The sequence below is a fragment of the Stenotrophomonas sp. WZN-1 genome (assembly GCF_002192255.1).
GTDB lineage: Bacteria > Pseudomonadota > Gammaproteobacteria > Xanthomonadales > Xanthomonadaceae > Stenotrophomonas.
Genome location: NZ_CP021768.1, coordinates 1,215,693 through 1,234,853, shown reverse-complemented (window position 1 = coordinate 1,234,853; position 19,161 = coordinate 1,215,693). Strand labels below are relative to the sequence as shown.

At 66.9% G+C, this 19,161-nt stretch carries 16 protein-coding genes; 14 read left to right on the top strand and 2 right to left on the bottom strand.

What is annotated here, in order from left to right; genetic code table 11:
- The first annotated feature begins 110 nt into the window (after positions 1–110).
- A complete protein-coding gene (locus CCR98_RS05790) occupies positions 111–1,865 on the top strand; it encodes an oligopeptide:H+ symporter (protein ID WP_087921861.1) in 1,755 nt (584 codons plus the stop codon).
- 55 nt (positions 1,866–1,920) lie between these two features.
- On the opposite strand, the gene CCR98_RS05785 is transcribed toward CCR98_RS05790, so the two are convergent.
- Together CCR98_RS05785 and CCR98_RS05780 are read right to left on the bottom strand one after the other, a co-directional pair.
- Positions 1,921–3,909: a prolyl oligopeptidase family serine peptidase gene (locus CCR98_RS05785; protein WP_087921860.1), complete on the bottom strand. Its 1,989-nt coding sequence runs from the start codon at positions 3,907–3,909 to the stop codon at positions 1,921–1,923.
- A 163-nt stretch (positions 3,910–4,072) separates the two neighbouring features.
- On the bottom strand, positions 4,073–4,708 hold the full coding sequence (locus CCR98_RS05780; RefSeq protein ID WP_005415673.1) for a LysE family transporter: 636 nt from the start codon (positions 4,706–4,708) through the stop codon (positions 4,073–4,075).
- Between the two features lie 136 nt (positions 4,709–4,844).
- On the opposite strand from CCR98_RS05780, the gene CCR98_RS05775 reads away from it, so the two are divergent.
- The 13 genes from CCR98_RS05775 to CCR98_RS05715 all read left to right on the top strand — a co-directional run bounded on the left by CCR98_RS05775 (position 4,845) and on the right by CCR98_RS05715 (position 19,093).
- Positions 4,845–5,750, top strand: a complete 906-nt coding sequence (locus CCR98_RS05775) for a LysR family transcriptional regulator ArgP (protein ID WP_087921859.1) — start codon at positions 4,845–4,847, stop codon at positions 5,748–5,750.
- Positions 5,751–5,920: 170 nt separating this feature from the next.
- Positions 5,921–6,505 (top strand): hypothetical protein, encoded by a 585-nt coding sequence (locus CCR98_RS05770; RefSeq protein ID WP_087921858.1) that lies wholly within the window; start codon positions 5,921–5,923, stop codon positions 6,503–6,505.
- A 97-nt stretch (positions 6,506–6,602) separates the two neighbouring features.
- Positions 6,603–7,049, top strand: coding sequence for a GNAT family N-acetyltransferase (locus CCR98_RS05765; protein WP_087921857.1), 447 nt, complete (start codon positions 6,603–6,605; stop codon positions 7,047–7,049).
- Positions 7,050–7,231: 182 nt separating this feature from the next.
- On the top strand, positions 7,232–8,920 hold the full coding sequence (gene mqo, locus CCR98_RS05760) for a malate dehydrogenase (quinone) (RefSeq protein ID WP_087921856.1): 1,689 nt from the start codon (positions 7,232–7,234) through the stop codon (positions 8,918–8,920).
- A gap of 327 nt (positions 8,921–9,247) precedes the next feature.
- Complete coding sequence (locus CCR98_RS05755; RefSeq protein ID WP_087921855.1) at positions 9,248–11,440, top strand: TonB-dependent siderophore receptor; 2,193 nt, start codon at positions 9,248–9,250, stop codon at positions 11,438–11,440.
- 189 nt (positions 11,441–11,629) lie between these two features.
- Positions 11,630–13,273: a malonate decarboxylase subunit alpha gene (gene mdcA / locus CCR98_RS05750; protein WP_087921854.1), complete on the top strand. Its 1,644-nt coding sequence runs from the start codon at positions 11,630–11,632 to the stop codon at positions 13,271–13,273.
- Between the two features lie 10 nt (positions 13,274–13,283).
- Positions 13,284–13,604, top strand: a complete 321-nt coding sequence (gene mdcC, locus CCR98_RS05745) for a malonate decarboxylase acyl carrier protein (RefSeq protein WP_087921853.1) — start codon at positions 13,284–13,286, stop codon at positions 13,602–13,604.
- On the top strand, positions 13,601–14,509 hold the full coding sequence (locus CCR98_RS05740) for a biotin-independent malonate decarboxylase subunit beta (RefSeq protein ID WP_087921852.1): 909 nt from the start codon (positions 13,601–13,603) through the stop codon (positions 14,507–14,509). Before mdcC ends, CCR98_RS05740 begins: the two co-directional genes overlap by 4 nt.
- On the top strand, positions 14,506–15,216 hold the full coding sequence (gene mdcE, locus CCR98_RS05735) for a biotin-independent malonate decarboxylase subunit gamma (RefSeq protein ID WP_087921851.1): 711 nt from the start codon (positions 14,506–14,508) through the stop codon (positions 15,214–15,216). Before CCR98_RS05740 ends, mdcE begins: the two co-directional genes overlap by 4 nt.
- Positions 15,209–15,850, top strand: coding sequence for a malonate decarboxylase holo-[acyl-carrier-protein] synthase (gene mdcG / locus CCR98_RS05730; RefSeq protein ID WP_087921850.1), 642 nt, complete (start codon positions 15,209–15,211; stop codon positions 15,848–15,850). Before mdcE ends, mdcG begins: the two co-directional genes overlap by 8 nt.
- Positions 15,847–16,704 carry a triphosphoribosyl-dephospho-CoA synthase MdcB gene (gene mdcB / locus CCR98_RS05725; protein ID WP_087921849.1) on the top strand — a complete coding sequence of 286 codons (858 nt, stop codon included), beginning with the start codon at positions 15,847–15,849 and terminating at the stop codon, positions 16,702–16,704. The genes mdcG and mdcB overlap by 4 nt, the downstream gene beginning before the upstream one ends.
- The gene (mdcH, locus tag CCR98_RS05720) at positions 16,701–17,621 is read left to right on the top strand and encodes a malonate decarboxylase subunit epsilon (protein WP_087921848.1); all 921 of its coding nucleotides are present in this window, start codon (positions 16,701–16,703) and stop codon (positions 17,619–17,621) included. Before mdcB ends, mdcH begins: the two co-directional genes overlap by 4 nt.
- A 104-nt stretch (positions 17,622–17,725) precedes the next feature.
- Complete coding sequence (locus CCR98_RS05715) at positions 17,726–19,093, top strand: SLC13 family permease (protein WP_087921847.1); 1,368 nt, start codon at positions 17,726–17,728, stop codon at positions 19,091–19,093.
- The last annotated feature ends 68 nt before the right edge of the window (positions 19,094–19,161 follow it).

Here is a 19,161-nt window from a genome sequence, read left to right as displayed (position 1 = left end):
CGGCCATCCACGCATGGTGTGGATCTACTACTGGAAGCTGGCACGGCGCTACCGGGCGTACCCGCGGCTGCAGGCCTATAATCGCGCCCTTTCCGCTGTCCCCGCCGTCGATGACCGTTGCCGCCTCTGCTTCCGACGACTTCCTGGGCCACCCCAAGGGTGTCTACGTCTGCTTCTTCACCGAAATGTGGGAGCGCTTCTCCTTCTATGGCATGAAGGCGCTGCTGCTGCTGTACCTGACCAAGTACCACCTGTTCGGTGACAAGGCAGGCCTGGACCTGCTTGGCGCCTACGGCGGCCTGGTGTACTGCATCCCGGTGTTCGGCGGCATGCTGGCCGACCGCTGGCTGGGCATGCGGCGGGCGGTGCTGTTCGGCGGCATCCTGCTGGTGCTCGGCCACCTTGGCATGGCCTTCGAAGGCCACGCGGCGTACCGGGTGAACGGCGAAGTGGTGCGCGACACCTCGGCGCTGGCCGTGACCTACCTGTCGCTGGCGCTGATCATCATGGGCGTGGGCTTCCTGAAGCCGAACATCTCCACCATCGTCGGCAAGCTGTACGCCAAGGACGACCCGCGCCGTGATTCGGGCTTCTCGCTGTTCTACGCCGGCATCAACCTCGGCGCGTTGTTCTCGTCGCTGGTGTGTGGCTTCCTCGGCGAGGCCTATGGCTGGAAGTACGGTTTCGGCGCGGCCGGCATCGGCATGCTGGCCGGCCTGGCAATGTTCCTGTGGGGCCAGAAGTACCTGCAGGGCCACGCCGAGCCGCCGCAGCCGGCCGCGCTGAAGCAGAAGGTGCTCGGCCTGCCGCGCGAATGGCTCATCTATCTGTGCGCGGTGCTCGGCGTACTGCCGGTGGCGTGGCTGATGTGGGCCGCCGGCAATGGTGCGTTCGCGCTGGGCGGTGAAATCAGCCTGGCGCTGATGCTGATGCTGGTGGTGCTGGGCGGCGTGCTGGTCTGGTTCGCCTGGTTCACCGGCAGCAAGTGCACGCCGGTGCAGCGCCAGCAGATGATCGCGCTGATGGTGCTGATCTTCATGGCGCTGGTGTTCTTCACCATGTACGAGCAGTCCTACGGCTCCTGGGTGACCTTCACCGATCGGCTGCTGACCAAGGACATCGTGCCTGCGCTGGTGATCACCGGCGGTACCCCGCTGCCGTGGTCGATCATCTCGCTGCTGCTGGCACCGCTGGGCTTCGTGGTCAGCGCGCGCCTGTCCGAACGGCGCCCGGGTTCGGCCGCGCCGCGCACGTTCTTCGCCGCCATCGTCGTACTGATGCTGGTGCTGCTGGTGCGCGACTGCCTGGTGATTCCGCAGACCGCAGGCTCGCTGACCTACCTCGGCGGCCTGTTCCTGGTGCTGCTGGCGCCGGCCTTTGCCGCGCTATGGACGTGGATGGACCGCCGCGGCTGGGAACCGGGCAAGCCGGTGAAGTCAGCCTGGGGACTGGCGATTGGTGCGCTGTCGTTCGTGCCGCTGGCGCTGGCGGCGCAGCAGGTCGGCGCCACGGGCGAGATGGCCAGCGTGTGGTGGCTGGTGTTGGCCTACTTCCTGCTGGCCAGCGGTGAGATGTGCCTGTCGCCGGTCGGCCTGTCGGCGGTGACCCAGCTGGCCGTGCCGCGGGTGATGAGCCTGATGATGGGCACCTGGTTCCTGGCCACCGCATTCTCGGAAACGCTGGCCGCGCTGTTCGGCAAGCTGGCCGCGATCGAGGTGCCGGAAGGCGAATCGCTGGACATGGTGGCCGCCGCCGGCGCCTATGCGCACCTGTTCTGGCTGCTGATGTGGATCGGGCTGGGCTGCGCGCTGGCAGCGTTCATCGCCGCGCCGCTGCTGAAGAAGATGATGCACGGGGTGAAGTAAGCCCCGCGCCTGCGGAAAACCAGGGCGGCGGAACGATCATCCGCCGCCCTTCGGCTCAGGGCGCCTTGTCCTTGCCGGCCGCGGGCGCAATCGTGGCGGTCTTGCCACCCAGGCTGCGCGCCAGGAACGCCAGCAGCTTGTCGTAGTACTCGCTGCGATGGGCCTCGGTGTAGAAGCCGTGGCCTTCGGTCTTGTAGTACAGGCTCTCCACCGGCGTGCCGGCGCGCTTGAGCGCCGCTTCCATGCGCTCGGTGTGCTGGATCGGCGCGCGCTTGTCTTCGCCACCGGCCGCGAGGAACACCGGCACCTTGATCCGCTCGGCCAGGTTCACCGGCGACACCGCGCCCAGCTTGGCCGGATCCCCCAGCCATTCGCGCAGGTAGGTCACGCCTGAACCGCGGTCCTGGATATCGCCGCGGGTGTACATCATCGGCAGGTCGTAGACACCGACATAGCCGGCCGCGCACTGGTACAAGCCAGGTTCGCGGGCGGCCCCCATCATCGCCGAGTAGGCCCCGTAGCTGGCGCCATAGATGCAGATGCGACGGCCGTCGGCGATGCCTTCGCTGATCGCCCAACGGGTGGCATCGGTGACGTCGTCCTGCATCGCCGCGCCCCACTGCTGCGCACCGGCCTGGGTGTGGGCCCGGCCGTAGTTGCCCGAACCGCGGAAGTTGACCTGCAGCACGGCATAGCCGGCGGCGGCCAGCATCTGTGTTTCGCGGTCGTACTGGCCCGAATCGAAGATGTCGAACGGGCCGCCATGCGGCATCACCACCATCGGCAGGTTGCGCCCGTCGCTGCCGGCCGGCAGGGTCAGGAAGCCATGCAGCGGCAGCCCGTCGCGCGCCTTCAGTGCAATCGGCTTCACGCTGGCGCTGCGGTTCACGTCGATCCAGTCGCTGCGGCTGATCAGGTGGTCAGCCTTGCGCGCCACCGTGTCGTACACGTAGAAGTCGCCGGGATTGGTGCCCGACCAGGTTTCCACCAGCACGACACGGCCATCGCGGGTGCTGGAGGTGATGTAGACCGCGCCGCCGAAGGCCGCCTCCAGGCTGCGGTATAGCCGCGCATCGGCCGAACCTTCATCGAAGAAGCGGGTGCGTGGCGTATCGCCCAGGTACAGCGCGCCAACCGGCACATGGGTGCCAGGCCGGTGGATGATGCGGTACGGGTTGACCACCTCGTCGCGCAGCAGCGTGGCGCGTTCGCCGGTCTGCGGGTTCCAGCTGACGATCGCATCCGGGCCCTGGGTCTGCTCGACGTTGAGATAGGCCAGGCTGTCATCGGCCGAGAAGCCGAGGGCGGTTTCGATGCGCTTGCTGACTGCCTCATCGTTGATCAGCTTCCAGCTGTCGCCGCTGCGTTCGCGGAAGTACAGCTTGTTGATGTTGTCGCTGCCCGAGCCGTGTACGAAGCGGACCTCGCCCGCGCCGTCGGTGGTGAACTCGCCGCGCCGTACCGGCGAGGACGCCACGCGCGAGCGACGACCACTGGTCACATCCATGCGATCGACGCGGGTGAACGGATCCTCGGCCAGCGGCCACACAGTGACCAGCACGTTGCGCTCGTCGCCCGGCAGGTCGTCGGCCAGGAAGGCGGCCACTGCTTCGACCTTCTTCGGCTGGATGCGGGTTCCCGGGCCGTTGCTCTCCACGCGATAGCCCACCAGCAGTTCGCCGCGATTGCCGTTGGCATCGATGGCATAGAGTTCGCCGGTGGGATTGGGCTGGTCGAGCGAGCCCCACTTCTGGGCCAGGCCGATCAGCAGGCGCTCGTTGCTGACCCAGTCGAATTCCTGCGCGTGGTTGCGGCTGGGTGGCCGGAAACTGCCGACCATCTGCTTGTCCTTCAACCGCAGCACGGCGATCGCGGTGGCGTCCTCCATCGGCACCGTTGCCGCCACGTATTCGCCCCCCGGCGAAATCTTGATGTCGGTGAAGGTCTCGCGACGCAGGTACTGCGTCAGGTCCACCGCCCCCACGCTGCCTGCGGCAACGCCCCCGATGACGGCCAGTGCGGCCGCCAGAATCGTCTTGTGCATCCTTCCCCTGCTCCTGTGGACACCTTGTCCTGGTGGCCGATTCTAGGCAGGGCCGTGCGTTTCCCGCCAGAGCCGGAAAAGACGACGGCACCGTTGCCGGTGCCGTCGTTGCCACTACCTTGGAGAGAGAGTCAGGACGTGGGTTCGGGGGGCGTGCGCCGGGTCAGTGGACCCCGCGCACCGCCAACATGAGGGCCAGGATGCTGAGGATCACGGCGATGGTGCCGTCGAGCACGCGCCAGGTGCTGGGCTTGGTGAACAGCGGCGCCAGCAGGCGGGCACCGAGGCCCTGCGCGGTCAGCCACAGGCAACTGGCGGTGACCACGCCGGCGGCGAAGGCCATGCGGGCGTTGCCGAAGTTCTCAGCAATGGAGCCGATCACCATCATGTCCAGCCAGAAGTGCGGATTGATCAGCGAGAAGCCGACTGCGGCCATCAGCACCGCGCGGCGGCTGCCGTCGTCGCTGTCAGCCTCGCCCATGCCACCGCCGCCGGCGATCGCACGGCGTGCCGACTTCATCGCATACCAGGCCAGGAACGCGACACCGGTCCACAGCACGGCGGTGGTCAGCCACGGCAGCGCCGAAGTGAGCGTGCGCAGGCCGGCCACGCTGGCAAAGATGAAGATGGCATCGATGGCCGCGCAGGTAGCGACCACCGGCACGATGTGCTTGCGCAGGATGCCCTGGCGCAGAATGAAGGCGCTCTGGGCCCCGACCACGGCGAACAGGCCGATGCCGGTGGCTGCACCAGAGAACCAGGCACCGAGGCCGGTGCTGGCGGAGATGACCGAGAACATGGGATTCACTGCCTTGTATTGCTGGGGGACGGTGCCTCGCGAAGGCGGACAGCACCGGAACGAGCGCCATTGTCGCGCCGCAACATGAAAAAGACGAGCTAAACTTTCTAAACCAACATTAGCGGAGCTTAATTCGATGCGTATCGACCATGCCCAGCTGCGCGCCCTGGCCGCGGTGATCCGCGAAGGCAGCTTCGACCGCGCCGCGCAGTCGCTGAATGTCACGCCCTCGGCCATCTCGCAGCGGGTCAAGGCGCTGGAGGACCGGGTCGGGCGCCTGCTGGTCAAGCGCGGCACCCCGGCCACCGCCACCGCCGAGGGCCAGGTGCTGGTGCAGCTGGCCGAACAGACCGCCCTGCTCGAACACGATGCGCTGCACCGGATGGGCCTGGCCGACGAAGACCTGCCCCAGGCCAGCATCCCGGTGGCGGTGAACCATGACAGCCTGGAAACCTGGTTCCCGCAGGCCGCCGCGCAGTTCGCACAGAGCACCGGCACCACCCTGGACCTGCGCGTGGAGGACCAGGACCACACCGTCGAACTGCTGCGCCAGGGCACGGTGCTGGGCGCGGTGACCACACTGGACGAGCCGGTGCAGGGCTGCCAGATCCACGCGCTGGGCAGCATCCGTTACGCGGCGACCTGTACCCCCGAATTCCGCGAGCGGCATTTCGCCAAGGGCGTGACCGCACAGGCGCTGGCGCAGGCACCGGTGCTGGTGTTCAACCGCAAGGACGAAATGCAGTCGCGCTTTGCCCGGCGCATGGCCGGCGACGACCTGGCCAGCACCGCACCGACCTGGTGGATTCCCTCCACCCGCGCGTTCGTGCAGGCCAACCTGGGCGGCATGGGCTGGACCATGAACCCATTGCCGCTGGTCAAACGGCACCTGGATGCCGGTCGCTTGGTGTACGTACGGCAGCGCGCGTGGGAAGACGTGCCGCTGTACTGGCAGCACTGGAAGGGCGACGTGCAGACCATGGCGCTGCTGACCCGCGCGGTACTGGACGCGTCCTCGGCGCTGATTCGGCGCAAGCGCTGACGGTGATCAGCAAAAAAGGGACGGAGGGGATTAAGTCGCTTCTGCCCTACAAGTCGTATTGGCCTTATACGACTTAATCCCCTCCGTCCCCTTTTTTCTCCGCGTGACCGGGGTCCGTTCCTGACTGCCCTGTTGTGCCAGCATCGAGGCATCCGACACGGAGCGCCGCGATGCAGACCGATCCGCTGTTCCTGCACATCCGGGTGGTGATGGGCATCATCCTCGGCCTGTCGATCACCACCGTGCTCAAGGGCCTGGCACAGATCATCGAGCATCCCCAGCGCCGCGGCTGCTCTGCACTGCACCTTGGCTGGGTGGCATGGACGCTGATATCGCTGGTGACCTTCTGGTGGTGGGAATTCCGCCTCATCGAGGTGCACCGCTGGACGTTCGAAACCTACCTGTTCGTGATCGTCTACTGCGCGACCTGGTTCCTGCTGTGCGCGCTGCTGTTTCCCGACGATCTGCGCGAATACGGCAGCTACGGAAACTACCTGATGCAGCGCCGGCGCTGGATCTTCAGCGTGATTGCTGCGCTGACCCTGCTCGACCTGATCGATACCGGCATCAAGGGCAGCAGCCGCTGGAAGCTGCTGGGAACCGCGTACCCGTTGCATGCCGTGCTGATGCTGGCGGTGGCGGTACTCGGCGGGTGGCTGCGCAGCCGCCGCGCACAGCTGCGCCTTGTGCTGGCAACGCTGGCCTACCAGATCGGCTACTTCGTCGTGGAGTACTTCACCGTTGGCAGTGACTGACCCGGTTGCAGGCGCTCCATACTCTCCATCAGGCCTACACACCGGGTCCATGCGCAATGCGGATACTGGCGGGCCGATCACTGCAAGGATGCCCTGCATGCCTGTATTCGTCCGCGATGCACGCCCCGAGGATGCCGCTGCCTGCATCGACCTGCGCGGGCGCACCCGCGAGAATGCCTTCAATGCCACCCAGCTGGCGGAACTGGGCATCACCGAGGACAACTGGGCGGCCGGCATTGCCCACGGCGATTCGATCGGCCGCGTTGCCTGGGAAGGCGAGCGCATGGCCGGCTACTGCTTCGCCGACCGCGACAGCGGCGAGGTGCTGGTGCTGGCGCTGCTGCCGGAGTACGAGGGCCGCGGCATCGGCCGCCAGCTGCTGCAGGAGGTGGTGAGCCTGACCCGCGATGCTGGCCACACCCGGCTGTTCCTGGCCTGCTCGGCCGACCCGCGTTCGCGCTCGCATGGCTTCTACCGCCGCCTGGGCTGGCGCCCGACCGGCGAGATCGATGAGGCCGGTGACGAGATCCTCGAGCTGGTCTGAGCCGGGCGTGGCCCGGCGCTTCGCGTGACGGTGCCGCGAAACGTCGGATGCTGCGTTGCATCAAAAACGGACCGGATCCGGTTAGAATCGCGGATGGATGCTGCAAGGCGTTGTTTCTTCACGCCCTTTCCCTGCCCCATGCGCATCCTGAACTCCTCCCCTCCGCCAACGATCCCGCCCCCATGAAGAAATTTGGCAAGGCCCTGCTCGCCCTGCTCGTGCTGCTGTTGCTGGCCGCCGCGCTGTTCCTGTACTGGCCGCTGACCCAGCGCTCGGTGCCCGCTGCCAGCAACGACAAGCCCGTCGATGTTGTGCTGGTCGGCGCCGGCATCATGAGCATCACCCTGGCCACCTACCTGCAGGAACTGCAGCCGGACTGGAACATCCAGGTCTACGAACGCCTCGACGGCGTCGCCGGCGAAAGCTCCGACGGCTGGAACAACGCCGGCACCGGCCATTCGGCGTTCGCCGAACTGAACTACACCCCGGAACTGCCCGACGGCAGCATCGAGACCAAGCGCGCGGTCGGCATCGCCGAATCGTTCGAGGTCTCGCGCCAGTTCTGGTCGCACCAGGTGAAGGAAGGCCGGTTGAGCCAGCCCAGCGACTTCATCAACCCGACCCCGCACATGAGCTTCGTCTGGGGCGATGACAACATCGCCTACCTGCACAAGCGCCAGCAGGCCCTGGTGAAGAACCCGCTGTTCTACGGCATGCAGTACTCCGAGGATCCGGCACAGATCAAGCAGTGGGCCCCGCTGCTGATGGAAGGCCGTGACCCGAAGCAGAAGGTCGCCGCGACCTGGATGCCGCTCGGTACCGACGTCAACTTCGGTGTGATCACCCGCCAGCTGACCACCGGCCTGCAGCGCAGCCCGAACTTCAGCCTGCACCTGAACCACGAAGTGAGCGCGCTGCGGCAGAACGCCGACAAGAGCTGGAACGTGACGGTGAAGGACCTCAAGGCCGGCACCGAGACCACCACCCACGCCCGCTTCGTGTTCATCGGTGCCGGTGGTGCCGCGCTGAAGCTGCTGCAGATGTCGGGCATCCCGGAATCGAAGGACTACGCCGGCTTCCCGGTCGGCGGCCAGTTTCTTGCCTTCCAGGGCCAGGACGTGACCTCGCGCCATGGCGTGAAGGCTTACGGCATGGCCGAGACCGGTTCGCCGCCGATGTCGGTGCCGCACCTGGATGCGCGCAAGCTGGACGGCAAGCCGGTGGTCCTGTTCGGGCCGTTCGCGCTGTACAGCACCAAGTTCCTCAAGCACGGCTCGTGGTGGGACCTGTACTCGTCGGTCACCCACAACAACGTCGGCCCGATGCTGGAAGTGGGCAAGGACAACCTGGACCTGGTGCAGTACCTGATGGGCCAGGCACGCCTGAATGATGCCGATCGCCAGGCCGAACTGGTCAAGTACTTCCCCAATGCCAAGCCGGGCGACTGGAAGCTGGTCACCGCCGGCCAACGCGTGCAGATCATCAAGCGTGATCCGCTGAAGGGCCCGGTGCTGCAGTTCGGCACCGAGATCGTGACCGACAAGGACCACACCCTCGCCGCCCTGCTCGGCGCGTCGCCGGGTGCGTCGACCTCACCGCCGATCATGCTGGACCTGATGGCCAAGGCCTTCCCCGAGCAGATGAAGGCCGGTTGGGAAACCCGCCTGCGCGAGATCGTGCCGTCGTACGGGCGCAAGCTCAACGACAGCGCCGCGCTGGTCAATGAGATCCGTACGCTGACCAGCCAGACCCTGCAGCTGCCGTACCTGGAGGTGCCGGTGGACGCGAACGCGGCATCGCCCGCTCCGGCGGCGGTTCCGGCGCCGGCCAAGGAAAAGCGCAATGCCAACGAGGAACTGCAGGCGCTGTAAGCCCGCAGGTTCCTTTCGATGCAGACGGACGGCCACCTTCGGGTGGCCGTTCGCGTTTGGGCAGGCTACCGCCTGTAGAGCCGAGCCCATGCTCGGCTCCGGCAAAAAGCAGCCGAGCATGGCTCGGCTCTACGGAAAGCGATGCCCCGTGCCGGGAACCCTGCGCACAATGACGAGAATTGTAATGTTGTTAAGAATTATTTACATTTGCGTCCTGCGCAGTGACCGCGCCTCGCCCCCAGACGGACCTGACCGTGCCCGAAGCCGCCGCCCCGGGTGCTGGACGACTGTTGCCGCCCCTCCCCGCCTCCACGCTTCGAGCCCACCATGTGCCTGACCTTCGATAACCGCCTGCCCCGCCGCGCGCTGCTGCCGGCCGCCCTGCTTTCGTCGTTGACCCTGCTGGCCACGCCCAGCGCGTTCGCCGCCACTGGTGGCGCAGCCGACGCCAAGACCCTGGACCGGGTCAGCGTGCGTGCCGAGCAGTCGGCGCCGCCGGCCAGTACCACGCGCCTGCCGATCACCCTGCAGGAAACGCCGCAGTCGGCCACCGCGATCAGCCTGCAACGCCTGCAGGACGAATCGCTGTTCAGCATCAACGATGTGATGCGCAACGTGACCGGCGTCAGCGTGTCCTTCTATGACACGCAGCGCCCGCTGTACTACGCGCGCGGATTCGCGATCACCGACTTCCAGGTCGACGGCATTCCCACCTACAGCGGCTCCACCAACCAGGAGTACGACACCGCCTTCTACGATCGCATCGAAGTGATCCGTGGTGCCAACGGCCTGCTCAGCGGCGCCGGTGTGCCGTCGGCCACGGTCAACCTGCTGCGCAAGCGCCCGGGCAAGGAATTCGATGCGTCGTTCGCGGTCAGCGCCGGCAGCTGGGACTACCGCCGCATGGAGGCTGATGTGACCGCGCCACTGACCGATGACGGCCGCTTCCGCAGCCGCGTGGTCGCCGCCTACACCGATCGTGGGCTGTACTACGACCGCTACAAGGAAAACAAGATGGCCGGCATGGCGGTGCTGGAGGGCGATGTCACCGACAGCACCACGGTCACCGTCGGTTACCAGACCCAGGACAACAACCCGACCGGTTCGACCTGGGGCACCGTGGCGTTCTTCGACAACCAGGGCTATTTCGCCCATCTGGCGCGCTCGACCAACCTGTCGCCGAAGTGGAGCTACTGGAAGCGCGAGAGCAGCACCGCGTTCGCCAACCTGGAACAGCGTTTCGGCGACAACTGGCTGCTGAAGATCAACACCGCCTACACCCGCGGCAACGTGCAGAACGTGCGCCTGTACGGCACCGGCAACCCGGACCCGGTGACCGGCTCGGGCATCTATCTGCGTGCCGCCGCCGGTGATTCGAAGGACACCCGCCGCAATGTCGATGCCTACCTGACCGGCAGCTTCCCGCTGTTCGGCCGCGACCACGACCTCACCGTCGGCGCGCAATGGTCGGACCTGGAAGGCACCACCAACACCCTGGCACTGAACTTCCCGGGCGACTGGGCAACCTGCGGGCGTGAGCGCTGCTACTACATCCCCAACGTGTTCAACTGGAACGGCGACATTTCCGAGGTGACCTACACCCGCACCGGTGCACGTCGCGTGGCCAAGACCACGCAGAGCGGCGTCTACCTGGCCACCCGCCTGCGCCTGGCCGATCCGCTTTCGCTGATTGCCGGTGCACGCCTGAGCCGCTGGGAAACCCTCAGCCGCTCGTACAACGCCGCCGGCGTCTACACCGGCACCAGCGGTGCCTACAAGGTGAGCGATGAGATCACCCCGTACGTGGGCCTCGTCTATGAGATCACGCCGAATGTGTCGGCCTACGCCAGCTACACCGAGATCTTCAATCCGCAGAACTACAAGGACCGCAACGAGAACCTGCTGGCACCGGTGCAGGGCTCGAATCTGGAAGCGGGCATCAAGACGCAGTGGTTCGATGGCCGCCTGACCGCGAACGCTGCAGTGTTCGAGGCCAAGCAGGACAACTATGCGGTGCGCGACATGAGTGTGCCGGAAGGCACGCTGAGCGACGGCAGCTCGGCCTACATCGGCATCAACGGCACCAAGGCGCGCGGCTGGGAGATGGATGTCAACGGCGAGATCCTGCCGGGCTGGACGGTCAATGCCGGCTACACCCACGTCAAAGTGACCCGCGCCGCCACCGACCTGCTGTACGCCAATCCGCCCGAGGACCTGCTGCAGCTCAACACCCAGCTGCAACTGCGCGGCGCATTCAAGCGCCTGAGCATCGGCGGTGGCGTGCAGTGGCAGAGCAAGGTGCAGGGCTACAACATTGCCTACCCGCTGGGAGGCACGGTGACGGTGAACCAGCCGGCCTACTCACTGGTGCAGTTCAACGCCAACTACCGCATCAGCGATAACTGGACCGCGACCCTGAGCGTGCGCAACGCGCTGGACAAGACCTACTGGGCCAACCTGGACTACAACAACTTCGGCGAACCGCGTTTCGTCTCGGCCAGCCTGCGCTGGAAGTTCTGAGCGTCCCGCGAACCGCTGGGTGCCAGGTGGGTGCCGACCGTTGGTCGGCACGCCCTCCGCCACGACCCACAGTCGTGGACTACCTGAATGGGCCCGCCTCCGTGCGGGCCCTTTCATTTGCTGCACCGCGGGTTGCACGCCCTTCATAATTATGCCGTAATTATTTCAACGCCAATCGGAAGCCGGTCGATGAACCCGAGCTGGGATACGTTGGAACGCAGCCGTCAGGCGCGCTTGGAGCGTGCTTCGCCCTGGGCACGCGGCCATGAGGTCGGCGCCGCCGATGTCGGCGAGCTGCTGCATGCGCTGCTGGAGCCCGGCGACAAGGTCTGCCTGGAGGGCAACAACCAGAAGCAGGCCGATTTCCTCGCCCAGGCCCTGGCCGACCTGGATCCGGCGCGGGTGCATGACCTGCACATGGTGCAGTCGGTGCTGTCGCTGCCCTCGCACCTGGACGTGTTCGAGCGCGGCATCGCCTCGAAACTGGACTTCTCGTTTTCCGGCCCGCAGTCGGTGCGGCTGGCCAACCTGGTGGCCGAGGGCCGCATCCAGATCGGTGCCATCCACACCTACCTGGAGCTGTTCGGCCGCTACTTCATCGACCTGACCCCGCGCGTGGCCCTGGTCGCAGCACAGGCCGCGGATCGGCACGGCAACCTGTACACCGGGCCGAATACCGAAGACACCCCCGTGATCGTCGAGGCCACGGCGTTTGGCGGCGGCATCGTCATCGCTCAGGTCAACGAGATCGTCGACACCCTCCCCCGCGTCGATATCCCCGCCGACTGGGTCAACTTCGTGGTGCAGGCGCCGAAGCCGAACCATATCGAACCGCTGTTCACCCGCGACCCGGCGCAGATCTCCGAGATCCAGGTGCTGATGGCGATGATGGCGATCAAGGGCATCTACGCCGAGTACGGCGTGAACCGCCTCAACCATGGCATCGGCTTCGACACCGCCGCCATCGAACTGCTGCTGCCGACCTACGCCGAATCGCTCGGGCTGAAGGGAAGGATCTGCCAGCACTGGGCGCTCAATCCACACCCGGCACTGATTCCGGCGATCGAATCGGGCTTCGTCAAGTCGGTGCATTCGTTCGGTTCCGAACTGGGCATGGAGAAGTACATCGCCGCGCGCAGCGATGTGTTCTTCACCGGTGCCGATGGCTCGATGCGCTCCAACCGCGCGTTCTCGCAGACCGCCGGCCTGTATGCGTGTGACATGTTCATCGGCTCCACCCTGCAGATCGACCTGCAGGGCAACAGTTCCACTGCCACCCGCGACCGCATCGCCGGCTTCGGCGGCGCACCGAACATGGGCTCGGATGCACGCGGCCGCCGCCATGCCAGCGACGCCTGGATCAAGGCCGGCCAGCAGGCCGCGCGCCCCGGTGAGATGCCGCGTGGCCGCAAGCTGGTGGTGCAGATGGTGGAAACCTTCCGCGAGCACATGGCACCGGCCTTCGTCGAACGCCTGGATGCCTGGGAACTGGCCGAACGCGCGGAGATGCCGCTGCCACCGGTGATGATCTACGGCGATGACGTCAGCCATGTGCTGACCGAGGAAGGCATCGCCAACCTGCTGCTGTGCCGCAGCCCGGAAGAACGCGAACAGGCGATCCGCGGCGTGTCCGGCTATACCGCCGTGGGCCTGGGACGCGACCGCGCGATGGTGGAGAACCTGCGCGACCGCGGCGTCATCCGCCGCCCGGATGACCTGGGCATCTCCGTGCGCGATGCCAGCCGCGACCTGCTGGCGGCACGTTCGGTGAAGGATCTGGTGCGCTGGTCCGGCGGCCTGTACGACCCGCCCAAGCGCTTCCGCAACTGGTAAGGGGCTGAGCATGGAAACCCTCGACTATCGATTCGAAGGACGCACCCCGGTGCAATTCCCGCGCGATGCGGTACTGGTCGGCGTACTGGCCTCGGGCAACCTGGAAATCCTGCTGGAACCAGCCGCATTGGACGGCGCGATGACGGTGCGCATCATCACCGCCGCGCAGGGCTTTGGCCGCGTATGGGAGGCGGTGATCGGCGATTTCGCACGGCGCCATCCGCTGCGCGATGTACGCATCTCGATCAACGATGCCGGCGCCACGCCGGCGGTGGTCAGCCTGCGCCTGGACCAGGCGGTGGAAACGCTGCTCGCTGGAGGTACGCCATGAACCGCGTACAGCGCCACAGCTACTACGAAGCCGACGCCCGCGCGCGTATCGCCGGGCTGGTCGATGCCGGATCGTTCCGGGAATTGCTGGGCCCTGCGCGACGGATGATGAGCCCGCACCTGGCGCAGCTGGACCAGCCGGCAGCGTTCGACGACGGCATCGTCGTCGGTGAAGCCACGCTGCGCGGCAAGCGAGTGCTGCTGGCCGCGCAGCAGGGTGAATTCATGGGCGGCGGCGTCGGCGAAGTGCACGGTGCCAAGCTGACCGGCCTGCTGCGCCGTGCAGCGGCGACCCGGCCCGACGGCGTGTTGCTGCTGCTCGATACCGGCGGCGTACGCCTGCACGAGGCCAATGCGGGGCTGATCGCCATTTCCGAGATCATGCGCGCCACGCTGGATGCGCGCGCTGCAGGCGTGCCGGTGGTGGCACTGATCGGCAGCGGCAACGGCGCGTTCGGTGGCATGGGCATCGTGGCCCGCTGCTGCAGCACGGTGATCATGTCCGAGGAAGGCCGGCTGTCACTGTCCGGACCGGAAGTGATCGAAACCGTTCGCGGCGTGGAGGAATTCGACTCCCGCGACCGCGCGCTGGTCTGGCGGGTGACCGGTGGCAAGCACCGCTACCTGATCGACCAGGCACAGACACTGGTACCCGATGCCATCGAGGCCTTTGCGCAAGCGGCATTCAATGCGCTGCAGCCGGATACCGCCAGCACCGATGCCGATGCGGCATTGAATGCGCTGCATGAACGCCATGCTGCACTGAAGGCACGCGTGCAGGCCTGGGGCGGGTGCCGCGATGGTTTTGAGATCTGGTCGCTGCAGGGCATCGCCGCGCCGGAGCGGCTGCCGCTGCTGGACACCGACGATTTCCTCGCCGCCACCGCCGATCGGAGCCTGCCATGAGCCTTTCGCTGCACGCGCTGCTCGATGCCCTGTTCCCACGTGGCCACGCCGTTGCCGTGGAGGGCTCGGTACTGACCGGAACCGCCACCACCGACGACGGCGACGTGACCGTAATCGGCACCGCCGACAAGCTTGAGGTGGGCGTGGACCACGCGCTGACACTGGCTGAAACCGTGCTGGCCAGCACCGCCGCGCATCCACAGCGTCCGATCGTGATGCTGGTCGACACCGCCGGCCAACGCCTGGCACGCCGTGACGAACTGCTTGGCATCAACGGTTACTTCGCGCACCTGGCGCAGACGCTGGATCTGGCACGCCGACGGGGTGCACGGCTGGTGACCCTGGTCTACGGCGAGTCGGTCAGCGGCGGCTTCCTGTCGTTCGGCTTGATGGCCGACCATATCCACGCCCTGCCCGATGCGCAGGTGCGGGTAATGGACCTGCGCGCGATGGCAAGGGTGACCAAGCAGCCGCTGGAGAAGCTGCAGGCACTGAGCCAGGCCTCGCCGGTATTCGCGCCGGGTGTGGAGAACTACGTGGCGATGGGTGCGGTGGAATCGCTATGGGATGGCGATCTGGCCACGCACCTGCTTCAGGCGCTGCGCACGCCCGCCGAAGACGACCGCCGCGCCGCGCGGGGTGCCGAACGTGGTGGGCGCACACTATCCGCAAGCGTGGCTGCAGCCGTGAGCCAGGGCGATGCCTGAGCGGCTGCCCCGCCATACGCTGGTCTGGCTGTCAGCGCACGCCGGCTGGCAGGCGGACATCTCTGCGCATGAGCCGCGCCTGGTCGACTGGTTTGCGCAGGGTCTGCCGGCCATCGTCGCCCGGCGCGCCGCCGACGATGCCGATCCCCGCCTGCGCCTCGGCGTACCGCTGCCTCCGATGGAGGGCAAGCTGCGCCTCGCCTTGCGCGTGCCGCTGCAGGACGTATTGCGGACCGAGGCTCCGCCAACGCTGCGGGCGGTGCTTGAAGGCAACCTGCCAGTGGAATGGCAACACCCACTGCAGGCACTGCAGACCATCGCCCCAGCACGTGTATTCGGTGCATTTGCCTGGCAGCTGCTCAGCCATCTGCCTTACGTGCATGCGCGCTCGGACATCGACCTGCTGTGGCAGGCTGGCAGCGCAGCGCAGGCCGACAGGCTGGTCGCGAGCCTGCAGGCATGGGAAACCGAGTACGGCCGTCGCGTCGATGGCGAACTGTGGCTGGCCGACGGCGGCGCCGTGAACTGGCGCGAGTTTGCCGGGCGCAGCCGCGAGGTGCTGGTCAAGCGCGCCGACGGCGCTGCACTGGAACTGCGCGAAGCATTGTTCAACGCCGCCGGGGTAGCCGCATGAACGCTGTCGTGCACAGCGCGGCCCAACCCCATTCGGCCGTGGACTGCGCACGCCTGGGCCGCTTGGCCGTTGCCAGCCTGCATGCAGAACTGGCCCTGGCACCCAAACCGGGACTGGTTACACCGTTCGATCGCGGCAGCCATCACGACATGGATGCGGGCACGTTCCTGCGCAGCCTGTTTGCGCTGCGCCATTATTTCACCGCCGTGGCCCGCGCCGGCGCTACGGAATCTCCGTTCGATGCGCTGCGCCAGCAAGGTATCGCGGCCGAAGCGGCGATGCTGCGCGCAACCGCGGGCGTCAACACCCATCGCGGTGCGATCTTCAGTCTCGGCCTGCTGGTGGCGGCCGCCGCTGCCTGTCGCTCCCGCCTGGGCCATGCCGCCACCGGGGAGCAGGTCTGCCTGGAGGTACGTCGTTGGGCTGCGGATTTCGCACGTGCGCCGCTGGATGCAGGCAGCCCGGGCCAACGTGCGCGCGCCCTGCACAAGGTGCCTGGCGTGCGCGAACAGGCCGCCGCCGGTTACCCGCTGTTGCGCGAGGTGGCGCTGCCCAGCCTGCGCCATGCGCTGGCCAATGGGCTGACGCGCGAGGCCGCGATGTGCCACACGCTGATGCAGCTGGTCGCCCACACCGACGACCTCAACCTGCTGCATCGCGGTGGTGCGGAAGGCCTGCGCTGGGCGCAGCAGCAGGCGCAGGATTTCCTTGCCACGGACGGTGCATTTGCACCGGACTGGCGCGCACGCCTGAAGCTCGTCGCTGATGCCTTCGTCGCGCGTCACCTGAGCCCCGGTGGCAGCGCCGACCTGCTTGCCTGCAACCTGTTCCTGTTGCAGCAGGAGGGCACATGAGCCTTGCCCTGCTCTGCCCCGGACAGGGCGCGCAGCATGCGGCGATGTTCGATCACGTGCGCGACCTTGCTGCCGCGCGGCCGGTGCTTGACGCCACGTGCGAACTGCTGGGCCGCGATGTATTCGCCGCCGCGGCCGCCGGCGACCGCTTCGACAATGTGCAGGCGCAGCCCCTGCTGTGCGCAGCCAGCCTGGCGCACTGGCAGGGCCTGCGCGATGGCTTGCCAACGCCGGCGGTGATCGCGGGCTACAGCATCGGCGAGCTCGCCGCGCATGCCATCGCCGGCAGCTTCGACACCACCACCTGCCTGGCACTATCCGCGCGGCGCGCGCGGCTGATGGATGCCGCCAGCCCCGATGACGCCGGGCTCCAGGCAGTACTGGGACTGGACCGCACTGCGGCCCAGCGCTTGTGCGATGCGCATGGCGCCTTCATCGCGATCGCCAATGGCCATGACCACTTCATCGTAGGTGGTGCACGGCCGTCGCTGTATGCGTTGGCGGTAGACGCGCAGGCGTGCGGCGCGGAAATCCGCCCGTTGCCGGTCCATGTGCCCGCGCACACGCCGCTGCTGGCCGGCGCAGTGGCACCGTTTGCCGCCGTCCTGGCAGCAGCGCAGGTGCAGTCGCCGCAGCTGCCCCTGCTGGCCGGCGTCGATGCCCGCCCTGTGCGGGAGCGCGCCGCAGTGGTGCAGACGCTGTCGGCACAGCTGGCACAGACCATCGAATGGGCGCAGGTGATGCGCCAGGCTTTCGAGCGTGGCGCGCGGGTTTTCCTGCAGCTGGGCCCGGGCAATGCATTGGCGCGCATGGTCGCGCCGGCCTATCCGTGCTGCGAGGTGCGCGCGGTGGAAGAGTTCCAGAGCCTCGAAGGCGCCGCGGCATGGGTCCGCAGTGCGCTGGAGCGGCTGCAATAACGGGTTCGAGCAGTACGCATCACGCAACACGCCGTACGTCGCCTTACCCCGGGATGGCGGGTCTCCATCCGCGCTGTACGTGAGTCACGTGTCTGGGAGGGCGCATGAGTCCACAAATCGCAACGATCATCGGTCTGGTGATCATGTTCATCGTCGCCACCGCGATGCCGATCAACATGGGAGCCGTCGCCTTCGCGCTGGCCTTCATCATCGGCGGGCTGTGGGTCGACATGGGGGGCAAGGAAGTCCTGGCCGGCTTTCCCGGCGATCTGTTCCTGACCCTGGTCGGCATCACCTACCTGTTCGCCATCGCGCAGAAGAACGGCACCATCGACCTGCTGGTGCACTGGGCAGTAAAAGCCGTGCGCGGCCATATCGTGGCCATTCCGTGGGTGATGTTCGTGATCACCGCGGTCCTCACCGCGTTCGGTGCGCTGGGCCCGGCGGCGGTTGCGATCATCGGCCCGGTCGCCCTGCGCTTTGCCAAGCAGTACAACATCAATCCGCTGATGATGGGATTGCTGGTCATCCATGGCGCGCAGGCGGGTGGCTTCTCGCCGATCAGCGTGTACGGCAGCATCACCAACGGCGTGGTGCAGAAGGCCGGGCTGGAAGTGACCGAGATGGCGGTGTTCCTGACCAGCCTGGGCTTCAACTTCATGATGGCGACGATCTGCTTCTTCGCCTTCGGTGGCATCGCGCTGCTGCGCCGTGGCTCGATCACCGCAGCAGGAACGCTCGGCACTGCCGAGCTGGCGATGGCCGGTAGCCCGCAGGCATCGTCGCGCCAGTTCGCGATCGAAGGCCATGGTGCGCTGGTTGCTGCCGGTGGCGGCACCCTGTCCAATGATCCGGTCGCACTGGATGCAGTGAGCCTGACCCGCGAGCGGCTGTTCACCCTGATCGGCCTGCTGGGCCTGGGCGTGGCGGCGTTGATCTACAACCTCAACGTTGGCCTGGTCTCGATCACCGTGGCGGTGGCACTGGCGTTGTTGTCCCCGCAGAGCCAGAAGGGTGCGGTCGATGGCATCAGCTGGTCCACCGTGCTGCTGATCTGCGGCGTGGTGACCTACATCGGCGTGCTGGAACATGCCGGCGCGGTGGACTTCATCGGCAACGGTGTCTCCGACATCGGCATCCCGCTGCTCGGAGCGCTGCTGGTCTGCTACGTCGGTGGCATCGTCTCCGCATTCGCCTCATCGGCAGCGGTGCTGGGCGCGACGATTCCACTGGCGGTGCCGTTCCTGATGCAGGGCCACCTCAGCGCCGCCGGCGTGATCTGCGCGCTGGCGGTGTCATCCACCATCGTCGATGTCAGCCCGTTCTCGACCAATGGCGCACTGGTGGTGGCCTCGGCCGCCAAGGAAGAACGCGAGACCCTGTTCCGCCGCTTCCTGGTCTACAGCGGCCTGGTGGTGGCGCTGGGGCCGCTGCTGGCCTGGCTGGTGTTCGTGGTGCCGGGCTGGATGTAACCACCCAACGGTAGTGACGGCCGCTGGCCGGCAATCTCATGAAGCCATCCAGCGATCATGGGTTGCCG

Excerpts from the sequence above, each read along its gene's own strand:
- CCR98_RS05765 (WP_087921857.1), top strand. The coding sequence starts at position 6,603 with ATGCCTGTATTCGTCCGCGATGCACGCCCCGAGGATGCCGCTGCCTGC.
- CCR98_RS05715 (WP_087921847.1), top strand. The coding sequence starts at position 17,726 with ATGAGTCCACAAATCGCAACGATCATCGGTCTGGTGATCATGTTCATC.
- mdcB (WP_087921849.1), top strand. The coding sequence starts at position 15,847 with ATGAACGCTGTCGTGCACAGCGCGGCCCAACCCCATTCGGCCGTGGAC.
- CCR98_RS05770 (WP_087921858.1), top strand. The coding sequence starts at position 5,921 with ATGCAGACCGATCCGCTGTTCCTGCACATCCGGGTGGTGATGGGCATC.
- CCR98_RS05790 (WP_087921861.1), top strand. The coding sequence starts at position 111 with ATGACCGTTGCCGCCTCTGCTTCCGACGACTTCCTGGGCCACCCCAAG.
- mdcA (WP_087921854.1), top strand. The coding sequence starts at position 11,630 with ATGAACCCGAGCTGGGATACGTTGGAACGCAGCCGTCAGGCGCGCTTG.
- mdcG (WP_087921850.1), top strand. The coding sequence starts at position 15,209 with ATGCCTGAGCGGCTGCCCCGCCATACGCTGGTCTGGCTGTCAGCGCAC.
- CCR98_RS05775 (WP_087921859.1), top strand. The coding sequence starts at position 4,845 with ATGCGTATCGACCATGCCCAGCTGCGCGCCCTGGCCGCGGTGATCCGC.
- CCR98_RS05780 (WP_005415673.1), bottom strand. The coding sequence starts at position 4,708 with ATGTTCTCGGTCATCTCCGCCAGCACCGGCCTCGGTGCCTGGTTCTCT.
- mdcH (WP_087921848.1), top strand. The coding sequence starts at position 16,701 with ATGAGCCTTGCCCTGCTCTGCCCCGGACAGGGCGCGCAGCATGCGGCG.
- CCR98_RS05755 (WP_087921855.1), top strand. The coding sequence starts at position 9,248 with ATGTGCCTGACCTTCGATAACCGCCTGCCCCGCCGCGCGCTGCTGCCG.
- CCR98_RS05785 (WP_087921860.1), bottom strand. The coding sequence starts at position 3,909 with ATGCACAAGACGATTCTGGCGGCCGCACTGGCCGTCATCGGGGGCGTT.
- mdcE (WP_087921851.1), top strand. The coding sequence starts at position 14,506 with ATGAGCCTTTCGCTGCACGCGCTGCTCGATGCCCTGTTCCCACGTGGC.
- CCR98_RS05740 (WP_087921852.1), top strand. The coding sequence starts at position 13,601 with ATGAACCGCGTACAGCGCCACAGCTACTACGAAGCCGACGCCCGCGCG.
- mqo (WP_087921856.1), top strand. The coding sequence starts at position 7,232 with ATGAAGAAATTTGGCAAGGCCCTGCTCGCCCTGCTCGTGCTGCTGTTG.
- mdcC (WP_087921853.1), top strand. The coding sequence starts at position 13,284 with ATGGAAACCCTCGACTATCGATTCGAAGGACGCACCCCGGTGCAATTC.